Annotated in this window: 8 protein-coding genes; 2 read left to right on the top strand and 6 right to left on the bottom strand. The window is 62.8% G+C overall.

The features are described 5' to 3' along the window. Nucleotides 1-1,137 precede the first annotated feature (1,137 nt). Together CAL28_RS21185 and CAL28_RS21180 are read right to left on the bottom strand one after the other, a co-directional pair. Nucleotides 1,138-3,444: an NACHT domain-containing protein gene (locus CAL28_RS21185; protein WP_141218223.1), complete on the bottom strand. Its 2,307-nt coding sequence runs from the start codon at nucleotides 3,442-3,444 to the stop codon at nucleotides 1,138-1,140. A 737-nt stretch (nucleotides 3,445-4,181) separates the two neighbouring features. Further along, nucleotides 4,182-4,634: an Lrp/AsnC family transcriptional regulator gene (locus CAL28_RS21180; protein WP_094844772.1), complete on the bottom strand. Its 453-nt coding sequence runs from the start codon at nucleotides 4,632-4,634 to the stop codon at nucleotides 4,182-4,184. Between the two features lie 127 nt (nucleotides 4,635-4,761). Here CAL28_RS21180 and CAL28_RS21175 point away from each other — a divergent pair, with 127 nt between their 5' ends. Next, complete coding sequence (locus CAL28_RS21175) at nucleotides 4,762-8,292, top strand: indolepyruvate ferredoxin oxidoreductase family protein (protein WP_094843169.1); 3,531 nt, start codon at nucleotides 4,762-4,764, stop codon at nucleotides 8,290-8,292. A 12-nt stretch (nucleotides 8,293-8,304) separates the two neighbouring features. On the opposite strand, the gene CAL28_RS21170 is transcribed toward CAL28_RS21175, so the two are convergent. Beyond that, nucleotides 8,305-9,279, bottom strand: a complete 975-nt coding sequence (locus CAL28_RS21170) for a Bug family tripartite tricarboxylate transporter substrate binding protein (protein WP_094843168.1) — start codon at nucleotides 9,277-9,279, stop codon at nucleotides 8,305-8,307. Between the two features lie 160 nt (nucleotides 9,280-9,439). Here CAL28_RS21170 and CAL28_RS21165 point away from each other — a divergent pair, with 160 nt between their 5' ends. After that, the gene (locus CAL28_RS21165; protein ID WP_094843167.1) at nucleotides 9,440-10,210 is read left to right on the top strand and encodes an IclR family transcriptional regulator; all 771 of its coding nucleotides are present in this window, start codon (nucleotides 9,440-9,442) and stop codon (nucleotides 10,208-10,210) included. Between the two features lie 105 nt (nucleotides 10,211-10,315). Here the strand turns inward: CAL28_RS21165 and CAL28_RS21160 are convergent, their stop codons facing one another. The 3 genes from CAL28_RS21160 to CAL28_RS21150 form a co-directional block, all read right to left on the bottom strand. After that, complete coding sequence (locus CAL28_RS21160) at nucleotides 10,316-11,275, bottom strand: succinylglutamate desuccinylase/aspartoacylase domain-containing protein (RefSeq protein WP_094843166.1); 960 nt, start codon at nucleotides 11,273-11,275, stop codon at nucleotides 10,316-10,318. A 52-nt stretch (nucleotides 11,276-11,327) separates the two neighbouring features. Then, nucleotides 11,328-12,320, bottom strand: coding sequence for a Bug family tripartite tricarboxylate transporter substrate binding protein (locus CAL28_RS21155; RefSeq protein ID WP_094843165.1), 993 nt, complete (start codon nucleotides 12,318-12,320; stop codon nucleotides 11,328-11,330). A 135-nt stretch (nucleotides 12,321-12,455) separates the two neighbouring features. After that, nucleotides 12,456-13,370: a LysR family transcriptional regulator gene (locus tag CAL28_RS21150; protein WP_094844771.1), complete on the bottom strand. Its 915-nt coding sequence runs from the start codon at nucleotides 13,368-13,370 to the stop codon at nucleotides 12,456-12,458. Between the last annotated feature and the right edge of the window lie 25 nt (nucleotides 13,371-13,395).

Raw genomic sequence — 13,395 nt, 5'->3', positions numbered from 1 at the left:
AGGATACGGGTTTTTTGTTGCCTGGCGTCTCGGTTGGTCCACCAGCATCCGTGGCGTTTGAGTACGTTTACCGGCCAAATACTCAAAACGGGCCCCATGCCTAGCTTGGCGAAAGGATTGACCGATCTAGCAGTCAGAAACTTGAACGACAGGACAAGCTATACACCCCAACAGACGGGTTGGGGTTGCACCTCGGGGGCTTGGGAAATTACGGTTTACGTGATACCGATTGCCGGGCGGCTGGCACCGCACTGCAGTGTAGGATCTATATCCAGATATTTGCCCGCCGATGCCCGGTTGAAAGCGGCAGACATCTGGTTAGCGGTAGGGCTGCTGTGCCGATGATCGGTGCACGGGGGAATCAAGATGCGTGGTCCTGCGCATACCGCCGATCAACAGATTGCGCTGCGGGCTTCGGAGGAGGCGAAGCTCTACTCGTTCACCCGCTTATCCGAAGCATGGCTAGCATCTCGCAAGTAAAGTTGGGCGGAAGAAAGTTATCGGAAGGCGGATTCCGTAATTCGGAGCTCCGGACCCTAGCCGCCGCCCATATAAATGAGGGCCCGAGTTTATTGGAAGTGAATGATTTTACATGCGCGATTTCATGTGCTTTGGGGTTTCTATTTTTGAGCTTTCGGAAAACCGCGGTCATAATTTCTAGCTTTGTCGCATCGGATATCCACGGACACCCCACGGCGTCTATGAATAACACGCACAGATCCGCGGCCGGAATCGGGGCTCCGCGCTGAGCTGCGCCGTCTATGAATACCGCGGCGACCACCATGCCGCGGTGAGAAGTTTGAGGCTGTTATGAGGGCGGATTTCACCGCCGCCACGCAGTCTCTGTTGCCCATCGCTTTGAATTCATGCCTTGGGAAGAGGGGGCAGTACGTGAATCTCACGCAACTGTCGAAGCAATCGCTTAATCGGCTCCTATATGAAAGCGCCCATATTCTGGGCTCTTCTTTATCGCCGAGTTAAGGGCTCCTGCGGGGCGTCATCGCGGTATGGTGCTCTAGAGGTTGCGGAGAGGATTGACGATAGGGGCTACGTCCATGCATCGCAGGGAGCGTCCGTGTGCGGTCCCCTTATAAGATCCCCGTGGGTGAGAAGTGATGGAGGCTGGGAAGTTACCATTTAAGCTGACAACCCTCGAGCCTCGCCCAATAACAAATCCGATGATGACGGGTTCGCCAAGAGCTTGCGTATGTAGTCTAGCTTTCGCCGTACCGGTATCCACACTGTTCCGTCTCCCCTGTTCATCAGAGTGACGAGCTCATGCTGTTGCAGAATCTTTATGATCGGTGCTACATACTGCTTCTCTGCTGTATCGAGGCCGCGATATAGTGCAGGCTCTGTACGCCCCCCTAGGCTCTGCACGAATAGCTTGCGTAGGACAGTGAGCAATACCTTCTCCCCAGGTGTCAGGGCAGCCGCCGCCCGGATCGAGGCGTTGGTGGTGGCGACTACTTCGAAGCGGTTGATTTCTGTTTGTATGAATCGCTCCGGCGGCAGCCCGTCTGCGGACTGTCTCCCGAGGAGTCGCTGGACCACGCATCCGCGGAAGGTTGGCATAACCTTAGATTCCGACTCTCCGAGTTGGATTTCTTCGAAGTAGCAGTCTATGAAGGTAACCCCATGGATGTCCGGAAGGTCCTCGTCGATTTCGAGCGTATCCGGTTGAAAGAACACCCCTTCTATTGCGGTGGGGAAGGGGATTTCCAGCTTAAGGTGAATCGCCAATAAGAGGAGGTCCGCCCGCAATGCATTTAGTCCCGAGCTATTCGCAACGGACGATAGCAGGGAGTGCAACTTCGGTGTCGTTAGATCGTACTGCAGCTTTCTGGCCGCTATGGCGACAGCCTGATGTCCGATACTGGTTCCGCATTGGGAAAATGCATCAGTGAAGTCGGCATTGGCCAGCGCACCCATCGGATCGTGAACGAAATCCACGAGGTCGCTTGATCGGTAGACCGCTACCATTTCTCCATCGATGAACTTGCGCGAATCCTCTTCCACTTCGTAGATTACCAAGCCGGGCAAACGTTGGAGTATTAGCCATGCCTGATCGTCTGGTTCGAATCCACAGACCTCGTAGTATGCGCGCTTTAGATGCTCAGGTCGCAGGGGGCCGAGTCCGTCATCGGAGGCCCGTGCATACGTCGCAAGTCGTCCCAGAATTTTCCGGATCGTGGGTCCGTCGAGATAGCGAGAGTCAATTCTAGCTTCACGATCACAGATTTGGTCGACGAGATAGTCCCATCCCGCTGCGGCGTCCGGAAATTTTTCGCCGTCCGCAATCGCGCTAATTAGTCCGGTTGACGCTAGATAACTGACGAATAGTGGCTTAGTGGGCAGCCATGGCGGGAACCGATGCAGGTTGTTGTCGGGCTGGCGTCGAAGGAACTGGACGACCTGCTCTTCAGTAAATTCGCATGTCGTGAGATGAGTTATACGCCCGGTCAAGCCAAGAGTGTCTTCTGCTTCCGCTTCGTCGGCGAAGAAATGGTCACGGCCAGCGACGATAACACCTACCCCGGGCGGCGTTTCTCTCACGATCTGCCGCACTGCCTCTAGCGCACGCTTACGGATGGTTCGGAGTCGTCCGAAGGTCGCTCGCTGGACGCCTAATGCCGTCAGTTCATCAAAGCCATCAAGAAGTAGAATGCAGAACTTCGCTCGCCAAGCTCTTACAAGACTTGCGGGAGAGTCAAAGCCAATTTTGCGGGCATGTCTCTCTAAGACTTCGACCGCATCGATCTGACCTGTGTGCTCACGAAGATTGACATAAACAGGGAAGAGGGCGGTGCGACCACTGAGGTAATCTTCCCGCAAGTCGCGGAAGACTTGACGCAGTGTCATACTCTTGCCTGCACCAAATTGTCCAGTCAGGACTAGTCGTTCGCCCCGCTGCAATGCTGTGCAAATTTGGCGCACGGTCCACTTGTCTGCCCCGAGCCTGCTTTCTAAGGTAATCGGAACATAATCGGTTGCAGGATTAGGCTGTTTCGTTTCCGGATCTAGTACGCTTCCGAAGACATGGTTCATGCGTGCCGATAGATATGCGCCGACGTCAATCACAGACTGTTGGAATTGTGCAAAAGATACGGCTACGACTTGCCCTTTGCCCGTTCTTTCGACTTCCTTCCTCTGGTCTGCAGTGGGCTCTTCTGCAGTGACGAACCATCCGCGGGCCCCTTTTAGTGGTGTCTCTTTGATCTGCTGAACGACCGCTTGATGAAGTTTTTTTGAATCTTTTCGGGCCTTGTCTTGTGTGCGTGACGTGGTCGCCTCAATAAAGTGCACCGCTTCTTCTGTCTGAAAAACGCCGTCGCGCTCCCTACCGTCTAACATAGTGGCGCCTTGCAGCGCGCTAGAAGGCCATTTTGCGCGCGCTATTCTCAGGACCTCAGCTTCGAACGCTCTATCATCAACCCAAGCCACTTGAAAATCCTCCGTTTTCGTAGGGCAGATGATTGCGGAGTTCGGTTTCGGAGTCAATACAAAAAGTTACTAATCGGTAATGCTTATCTTTTGCGCTTTGCGTCGCCATGGTACTGAATTGAGGAGTCCTCCACTGCTGATTGGTTTTAGCCTAGGCGCGCTATCCCGTTGCGCAACTTGCAACTGGCAACTGCCAGCCGGCACCCTCTTCGTTGGTTTTGGGTCGCCGCAGCAGTACGGCCATGCCGCCCCTCTCCAGCGCCATGTTTTTGCATCGCAATAGCACTAAATTTAGGGCGCCGAAAAGGGGTCTGTAAATTCCGTCAAACAGCAGTTGCTCGATCTCGTGCAGTCCTCATGGGCTTTTGCTGACCTTCCAGGGGTAGTAGCTTTAAGAGCTCATCTTGACGAGGGTTCGGAACTTCTGTCGTCGCGCTCCCAGGGGGCACCGTATGCCCCACATCATCTGACGAATGCGGGTATGCGCTTGCCGGATAACGTAGGTCTTGGTCGTGATTTGCTCGGTGGATATTGATACGTCTTCGCCAAGTAGCAAGCCAATGGCGGGTACAGACTCTAGTGGGCGATGGAGGACTTAGTGCGATCGGGTCGCCACTAACAGCCCTACTCCAGAGATGTCCTGATGCGTCGTCTGCATCGCCGACCTGTCGAGGTTTTTAGGCCCACCGGATACTTGGAAAGCGGCTTTGATTCAGTGGCAATCAGGCCGCACCACATCAAAGCGGCAACCTCTGCTCATGCTTGATTTCCCGCAACGCCACGATCGTGCGCGTTTGCCGTATGCCGGGCAAGTTGAATAGAAACCGATGCAGGAACCGGTCATAGGCCTCGGGGCTCTCCACCAGTATCTTCAGCAGATAGTCCGAATCCCCCGTGACGGCATAGCACTCCAGGATTTCCGGCGCATCGCGCACCGATCGTTCGAAGTTTTCCACGGTCTCCGACGAGTGCCGCTCCAGGCTGATCTGCGCGAACATGCAGCCGTGCAACCCGACTTTGTTGCGATCCACCTGCGCGGCGTAGCCGAGTATCGTGCCGTCGGACTCCAGTGCCTTGACCCGGCGCCATACGGGTGCCGTCGATAGGCCGACCTGATCCGACAATTGCTGCGCCGAAGCACGGCCGTCCGTTTGCAGGGCTTTCAGGATCGCGATATCGGTTTTATCCAAGGCCATCTCCGAAAATCTGGCTGAAACGAAATATTCATTTCGAATTATAGGGAAAGCACGATCCGATAACGCAATAAACGCGTTTCCAGGCGCTCCTATCATGTCTTCAGCGTAAGGAGCTCGCATCATGGACGGCACCCCCTTCCCGGATCCTGGCCTGGACCTGGACTACCAGCTCGGCGATAACTACACCCGCACGGACGGCCGAATTTTCCTGACGGGGACGCAGGCGCTGGTGCGCATGCTGCTGACTCAGCGGCGAGCGGACCGCGAGCGGGGCCTGGACACCGCCGGCTTCGCGTCGGGATACCGCGGGTCGCCGCTGGGCGGCGTGGACATGGCCATGTGGAAGGCAAAAGACGTCCTCGACGCCAACCAGATCGGCTTCCTGCCGGCGATCAACGAAGACATGGCCGCCACCGTCATCATGGGCACGCAGCAGGCGGGCGTGCGCGAGGACCGCAAGGTCGATGGCGTGTTCTCTCTCTGGTATGGCAAGGGTCCCGGCGTGGACCGCGCCGGCGACGCGCTGCATCATGGCACCGCCGCGGGCGCGTCGCGCCATGGCGGCGTGCTGGTCGTGGTGGGCGACGATCACACGGCAGTGTCGTCGTCGATCCCGCATTCCAGCGAAGCATCGCTGATCGCATGGCAAATGCCCGTGTTGCATCCGGCATCGGTCGACGAATACGAAACCTTCGGCCTGTACGGCTGGGCGCTGTCCCGTCATGCGGGCACCTGGGTGGCGTTCAAGGCCGTTTCCGAAACGGTGGAAAGCGGGCGTTCCTTCATGCCCGCGCCGGTGCCGTCCTATGACATGCCGGAAGATCCGGAGCTTCCGGCCAGCGAGCTGGAATACTCGGCTCGCGAGTTCCTGTCGCTGGCGGTGGAAAAGCGCATGAATACGCGGATGAAAGCGGTGCGCGCGTTTGTCCGCCGTCATTCGATCGACAAGCTGGTCTGCGCCGCGCCCAAGGCGACCCTTGGGATCGTGATGGTCGGCAAGGCGCATCTGGATACCATGGAGGCGCTGGCGCGGCTGGGCATCGATACCGGAACGGCCGATGCGCCCGTGCGGATCTACAAGCCTGGCGTGACGTGGCCGCTGGATGCGGACCGCCTGCGGCATTTCGCGCAAGGCCTGAAACACATTCTGGTGGTGGAAGAGAAAAACGCCGTGGTGGAAGGCCAGGTCAAGGATCTGTTCTTCAACCAGCCCGACCGCCCCACCGTGGTGGGCAGGAACGGCCTGGATGGCGATCCGCTGATCCCTTGCGCGGGTCAGCTGCGGCCCTCGCTGCTGGTCGAACCGCTGGCGGCCTGGCTTGCCCGGACCTCGGATCTGCGGCCAGTGATAGACCCGTCGGAATTCGCCTGTCCGGCTCCGGTGTCCAACGAAGCCGACGGCATGCGGCGCCGTCCGTACTTTTGTTCGGGCTGCCCGCATAACACCTCCACCAAAGTCCCCGAAGGCAGCCAGGCCCTGGCCGGCGTCGGCTGCCACTACATGGCGGCGTGGATGGACCGGGACACTGGTGGCCTGACGCAGATGGGCGGCGAAGGCGCGGACTGGATCGGCCTGTCCCGATACATAAGGGCCCCGCACGTGTTCCAGAACATGGGCGAAGGCACTTACTTCCATTCGGGGTACCTGGCGATACGGCAAGCCATCGCGGCCAAGGCCAACATCACGTACAAGATTCTGTTCAACGATGCGGTAGCCATGACTGGCGGGCAGCCGGTGGACGGCGCGATTTCGGTGCCGCGGATATGCCGGCAATTGCGGGGCGAGGGCGTCGAGCGCATCGTCATCACCACCGACGAACCGGAAAGATACCGGGGGGTGGACGTGGCGGATGCCACCGTGCACCATCGCCGGGAGCTGGACGCGCTGCAGCGTGAGCTGCGCGAGGTGCGCGGCGTTACCGTGCTGATCCACGATCAGGCCTGTGCGGCCGAAAAGCGCCGCCGCCGCAAGAAGGGCGCGCTGGCCGATCCGCCGCGCCGCATGGTCATCAACAGCGCGGTCTGCGAGGGCTGCGGCGATTGCGGCACGACCTCGAACTGCCTGTCGGTGGTTCCGCTGGAAACCCCCTATGGCCGCAAGCGCGCGATCGAACAATCCAGCTGCAATAAGGATTACTCCTGCGCCGACGGTTTCTGTCCGAGCTTCGTTTCGGTCGTGGACGGCAAATTGCGCAAAAGCGCGGCGCCGGCGTTCGAGCAGGACCGCCTGCGTACCTTGATCGCGGCCCTGCCCATGCCGGCCGTCGAACCCGTATCCGCGCCTTACCGGCTGCTGGTCGCCGGCATGGGCGGGACGGGCGTCATCACCATCGGCGCGCTGGTGTCCATGGCGGCGCATCTGCAAGGGTTGTCGGCGTCGGTGCTCGATCTGACGGGGCTGGCGCAAAAAGGCGGCTCCGTCATCAGCCACATCCGGTTGGCACCGCGGCACATGCAGGGCGGTCCCGTGCGCCTGGACTGGCAACAGGCCGATGCCGCAATCCTGTGCGATCCGGTGGCCTCCATCGCGCCCGATGCGCTGGGCGCGCTGCGCAAAGGCGCGACGCGCGTGACGATGAATACCTATGTGGCGCCGGTATCCGATTTCACGCGGAATCCGGATGCGGCCATGCGGCCCGACGCGCTTCTGGCCAAGGTAAAACATGCGGCGGGCGAGCATCGGACGGCCGCCATCGATGCGCACGGCGCCGCGTTGGCGCTGTTCGGCGACAGCATCCTGTCGAATATTTTCATGCTGGGTTATGCGTGGCAGCGCGGCGATGTGCCCGTGACGTACGAGGCGCTGTCGCGCGCGATCGAATTGAACGGCGTGGCGGTGGCCTCCAACCGCGCGGCATTCGATGCGGGGCGTCTGGCCGCGCATCAGCCGCAGGCGTTGGCCGATGTGCTGGAACCTCGCGCATCGGTGATTCACCTGAGCGTGCCCGAAACCCTGGATGCCGCCATCGAGCGCCGCGTTGCGGACCTGACCTTGTATCAGGACGCGGCCTATGCCGCGCAGTACCGGCAGTTCGTCGAACGCGTGGCCGAGCGCGAGCGGGAAGTGATCGCGCTGTCCGGCGCGCGGCGTTCGTCCCGCCTGGCGCTGGCCGTGGCACGCAATCTATTCAAGCTGATGGCTTACAAGGACGAATACGAAGTCGCGCGCCTGTACACCGATGGCGGTTTCGCGCGGCAATTGGCGGACCAGTTCGAGGGCGTCGCGGGCCGCGATTACCAGCTGCGGTTCCACCTGGCGCCGCCCGTATTCGCGCGCAAGGATCCACGTACGGGTGTACCCCGCAAGATGACGTTCGGGCCGCGCATGCTGTCGGCAATGAAGCTGCTGGCCCGCATGAAGGGGCTGCGGGGCACCTGGCTGGATCCGTTCGGCCGCAGCGCCGAACGCAAGATGGAGCGCGAACTGATCCAGCAGTATCGTCAGGCGATCGACACGCTGCTGGCCACGCTAAGCCCGGACAATCTGGACCGCGCCGTCAGGATCGCCGCGCTGCCCGAGCAGGTCCGGGGTTATGGCCATATCAAGGCCGCCAGTGTGGAACGCTATCGCGCGCAACTTGCGCGGGAGCTGCAGGTGACGGAAGCCCCGGCCGGTGCCATGCATGGCCTTGAGGGCCGCCGCATTGCGTGACGTCCGGCGCTTTCATCCGACCTTGGCGCCGGACCGGCGCACCACGTCGCCCCACTTGGCCGATTCCGATTTGATGAAAGCGGCGAATTGCTCCGGCGTCGAGGACTCCGGGTTGAAGTAGTTCGCCTCCATTTGCTGGATGACGGTCCTGTCACGCAGTGCTTTGGTGACTTCGGCGTTCAAGCGTTTGACGATGGCCTCCGGCAGGTGGGCAGGGCCGACCAGTCCGTACCAGACGCTGGCCTCGTATCCGGGCAGGCCCGACTCGGCCAGCGTCGGGACGTCCGGCAACTGCGGCAATCGCGTTTTGCTGGTGGTGGCCAGCGCGCGCAGCTTGCCGGCCTGGATCAGCCCGACCACACCGGGCGTGGAGGCGAAACTCAGGTCGATCTGCCCGGCCAGCAAGTCGTTGGTGGCGGGCGCCGCGCCCTTGTAGGGGACTTGCGTGATATCGATGCCGGCCTTCATCCTGCACAGCTCCGTGGCCAGGTGTGCCGCGCTGCCGGGCACCAGGCCGTAGTTCAGCTTGCCGGGATGCGCCTTGGCGTACGCGACCAGGTCCTGGAAGGTCTTGAAGCTGGACTTGGGGTTGACCACCACCACGAAGGGCGCGGTGGCCGCCAGGCTGATCGGCGCGAAATCCTTGATGGGATCGAACGGCAGGTTGCCATAGAGCGTGGCGTTGATGGACAGCGGGCCCGATGTCCCGAGGAACAGCGTGTAGCCGTCCGGATGGGACTTGGCAACGTACTCGGCGCCGATATCCCCGCCGGCGCCCGGGCGATTCAGGATGACGACGGACTGTCCCAGGCTTTGGCTGAGCGGCTTGGCGAGGATGCGCGCCAAGAGATCGGTCGGTCCGCCGGCGGTCAGCGGTACGACCACTTCGATCTGGTGGTCCGGCCACGCGCCGGCCGCCCTGGCCAGAGCGGGCAGCAGCGTGGATGTGAGCGAGTACGCCAGCATGGCGCGCCGGGTCATGGGCATGTGTCTGTCTCCGAGTCTGCCATGTAGACTGTGTCGCGCGTTGGCGTTGCTGTCGCGCGCGCTGCTTTGCGGAAAGTCTAGCGAGCGTACCGCCGGTTGAAACACGTAAATGCGCTGGGACGTCCATAATGTGACCGCTCCAATGTCGTGATGCCGAGCCATGCCCAGCCAGATACAGGTTCGCGGTACCCAGCTGATTGCGCGCAGCGCGCTGTTGCTGCGCCTTATCGCCAACGCCAACCACCAGGGGGCGCGGCTGGTCGATCTGACCCTGCATTCGGGGCTGGAGCGGCCTACCGTGCGGCGCATTCTGCAGGGGTTGATCGAGGAGGGGCTGGTGCGTCAGCAGGACAGCGACCGCCGCTACTTTCTTGGCGTATTTACCTATGAGCTGGGCCTGGCGGCGGCGCGCGGCATCGCCATGCCGTCCATCGCGGCGGCGTCGCTGGATCGTATCGCGCGCGAGACCGGCGACACCGTGTATCTGGTGCAGCGCAGCGGACCGGATTCGGTGTGCATCGACCGGCGCGAAGGGAATTTTCCGGTGAAGGTGCTGACCATCGATGTCGGTGCGCGGCGGCCCTTGGGGGCCGCCGCTGGCGGCCTGGCGCTGCTTGCCGGATTGCCGGCGAGCGAGCGCCAGGCCATCCTGGCCGATAACCGTAGCCAGATGGACGCTTACGAGAAACTGTACGGGCGCTCGATGGAGGCCGCGGTGGCGGACACATTGCGGCGCGGGTACGCATTGATGCCCACCAATGTGCTGCCCTATGTCAGCGGCGTGGCGGTGACGGTGCCGACACGGACCGGCACCCCGCATACCGCATTGGCCGTATCCGCGCTGGCCAACCGCATCATGGACGATGAACGCTACACGCGTATCGCCGCGATCCTGCGCGACGAGGCGGCGGCGGTCGCCGCGCTGCTTTGATCGCGTCCATCGGCGCGGCATGACGCGGGACCGGCGAACGATTTTGCTGTCCTGACGCGATGCCGCAGCGGACGCGTCAGGCGAAGCGGGCGCGAGGTTTCGGTTTCACGGCGCCGCGGCATCGTCGGACAGGTCTCGCGCCAGGCGCATCACCGTGACTCCGGGCTTGAGCTGACGTAGCGATGGCATGACCAGCGTGCATCGGTCGTAGGGCGTAACGAAGGGCTTGCCGTCCGCGTATCCCAGGACCGTGCCGGCATGCGCCAGGGTTTCCAGTCCTTGCCAGGGTTGGGCGAAACGCACGTCCATGGACGGGGCGACCACGGCGTCGGTGACCTGGATGACTTTTCGGGGGGCGGGATCCGGCAATAGCCATTCCGGCGGGATGTCCTCGCGGTCGACGACGCCGGAAGCCGCCAGCATGCGCGCGACCAGGTCGCGCGCCACGCGGTGGGAAGACAAATCGCCGTGGAAGCCGCACTCGATCAGCAGGGCGCATGCGTCCTCGCGCGCCGCGTCGCCGAACTGGGCGAAGTCGCGCATGCGCACGCCGTCCTTGTGGCCCGCGTCGACGATGATGTGCGCGGGACTCTTCAGGCTGCGGGCCAGGGCGATGTTGCGCGGCAGGATGCCGGTCAGCAGCAAGGGGGCTCCGGGTTCATGCATCGAGTGCAAGTCCAGCAACCAGTCCGCGCGCTCCACCCAGGGACGCAATTGCGCCGCGCGGCGGGCGTCGGCCGTTGCCGGCTCGTCCAGGCGGGGGGCGCTCCATACCCGGTTCATGTCTTCCTGCACGAAGCGCGACGCGTCGCAGTGGGAGGGATCGAAGCTGGCGAAGGCATCCAGGTTGCAGAAGGCCAGGATCAATTGCCCTCGGCGAGGACGTAGCCCCGTGGCGAGCAAATCCTTCAGCGCCCAGCCGCCGCATAGCTCGTTGCCGTGCAGCAGTGCGGAAACCATCAGCGTGCGGCCGGGCAGTCCCGAGTCGAAGTGCCATATGCCGGGCGTACCGGTATTGCCGATGCGTTCGGCTTCGAGGTCGGGCGTGGCAAGCTTGAACTCCATGACGCTATCCATAAGGCTATAAGACTGTGGGAGCCGGGCAAGAACGCGGCGGTTACTGGGCCTCGATACGGGCAGCCTTGACGAGCGCGCCGTATTTTCCGGTTTCCGCGACCTGGAAGGCCGCGAGATCCACGCCGGGCTGTGCGACTTCGGCGCCGGCATCCCGCATCTTGGCGCGGAAGTGCTCGGAAGCCAGCGCGTCGTTCAAGGCCGCGCGTAGTTTGTCGACCACCGGCTGGGGCAGCCGGGCGGGACCGTACAAGGCAAACCAGAGGTTGATGTCCACGGATTCGAATCCGGGCGTGGACGCCAGCGGCGCCAGTTCGGGCGCGGCGGCGGAAGGGCGGTTTTCGGTAAGGCCCACGCCGACGATTTTCCCCGCGCGCACTTGCGGCAGGGCCGAGGACAGCACGAAGATGCCGAAATCCAGCTGTCCGCTTATCAGGTCGGTCACCAGCGGCGCCACGCCGCGGTACGGGACATGGCCGACCTGCGTGTGGGTGGCCTGGTTGATCATTTCACCGGCCAGGTGCAGCGCCGTGCCTACGCCGGAGGACCCGTAGTTGTAGGTGCCGGGGGCGGCGTCACGCACTTTTTTCAGGTAGTCCGCGGCGGTTTTCACACCGGATTGGGGACTGGCGGCCAGTACCATCGGCTGCGAGGCCACCAGGCCCACGGGACTGAAGTCCTTCGCGCCGTCGTATTGAACGGCGGCGTTGATCATGCGCGCGATCACCATTTCGTTGGTCGAGCCCAGGAGCAGCGTGTAGCCGTCGGGGTCGGCGCGTGCCACACGCTGCGCGCCGATGGTGCCGCCGGCGCCGCCCAGGTTTTCGATGATGACCGTCTGGCCCAGGCGTTTGCCCAGTTCTTCGCCCAGCAGCCGCGCGGTAAGGTCCACGCTCCCGCCGGCGGGGTAGCCGACGATCAGCGAAATGGTGCGCGCGGGATAGTCAGCCGCGGATGCGGCCGCGGGCAAGGCGAACGCGGCGCTCGCGCATAGGATGGCCAAGGCCTTGTGCAGGCGGTGCGTCATGGATCTCATGAAGGTGTCTCCTTGGGGACTGGATGGACGGCTGGGCCGTCTCTTTGGACTCGCGGCTATTGTCCGGCGCCGCGGCGCGCGCGTCGTGCCGAAACGGCACGCCTGCGTGCTTTTTCAGTTTTCGCGCGGGCGCGGTCAGGGAGTGCGCCGCGTGGTCGCCGCCCAGGCCGCTTCGGCCAGTTCCGTCATGCGGGCGCGCGGCCGATACAGGCGGACTTCGAACGCCACTTCGTCGCCGCGTCCACCCAGCGCGGCCAGGGCGCCGCGCCGGCAGTCCGCGAACACCATGGACCACGGCAGCCAGGCCACCCCAAGCCCGTTTGCCACCGCGCCATGCGCCACGTCCAGGGAATCGGTACGCAGGAAAGGCGTCAGCGCGTGCGGCGTGGTTTCCAGGCGGTCGCCCAGGATGCGCGCCATGGCCAGGCCGCCGGCGTAGGCGATCAAGGGCGTGGGACGGCCGCCTTCGCCCAAGACATAGCGCGGATTCCCGCGCGAATCCACCTGGGTGACCGGCACCAGTTTGTCGGTGGCCAGGGTGATGTATCGGAAGCGCTGCGGGCTTAGCGAGACCGACATGGCGGGATGTTCGTAGCAGCACAACATGTCGACCTTGTTCTGCTCCAGCCTGACGGACAGCTCCTGCATCACTGCCGTGGATATTTCGACCTGCGCGTTGCCCGTGAGGACCTTGGGGGTGCGATGCCGCAAGCGCGCCACCCAGTCGGCAACGAGCGTCCGGGCCAGGCTGCGGCCGGTGGCGATGCGCAGCACCGCGTCGCCGCCGGCATGGGACCCGTGCATGCGGTGGCGGGCCAGCTCCATCTGCTCCACCACTTGTATCGCGGTCCGCAACAATGCCTCGCCTTTCGGTGTCAGTGTCGCCGGCTGTTGGCCACGGTGCACCAGCGGCGCGCCCGCCCATGCCTCCAGGGCACGGATGCGGCGGCCGAAGGCGGGATGCGTGACGTGGCGCAGTTCCGCCGCGCGGACGAAGCTGCCGGTCTTCGCCAGCGCGATCAGGTCTTCGAGGAGCTTCAGGTCGGCCATGGGCTTCGTCCGGCGTGCAAAGCCC

Source organism: Bordetella genomosp. 11, from assembly GCF_002261215.1.
In the GTDB taxonomy this organism is placed as follows: domain Bacteria; phylum Pseudomonadota; class Gammaproteobacteria; order Burkholderiales; family Burkholderiaceae_B; genus Bordetella_C.
Note: the sequence above shows the minus strand (reverse complement) of the source record. Positions and strands in the feature narration are given on the sequence as shown.